This is a genomic window from Burkholderia sp. AW49-1 (assembly GCF_053427845.1).
This window is the reverse complement of the sequence record NZ_JBSAXF010000132.1, coordinates 1-277: the sequence shown is the minus strand read 5'-3', so window position 1 is coordinate 277 and position 277 is coordinate 1. Positions and strand designations below refer to the sequence as shown.

Sequence of the window (277 nt, the reverse complement as noted above, 5' to 3'; positions counted from 1 at the left end):
TGACCTTGAATCTGTCCGGATCGTGCATCGTCATCGTGATCCGATCCGTTGCAGCCATCGCAACCTCCGACGCTGGATTCCCGTAGCGGCCGATCAGCTTACGATGGGTCGAAAAGCAATGGGATGGACGCCCCCACTCGAAACGGCGCGGTCGCGGCTGGTAGACCTTCGGCGGTCGTTGCCGGCGCGGAATCCAGAGCCCAGCGTCTGTCATCAGCTTCCTGACCGTTTCCTTCGACAACTGCAGCCCATGGCATTCGCAAAGCTTCTCGCAGGC

General features: G+C 60.6%; 1 pseudogene. It reads right to left on the bottom strand.

The window, feature by feature from the left end:
- Positions 1-277: pseudogene (locus ACV22W_RS33740) on the bottom strand (hypothetical protein); the annotation flags it as partial.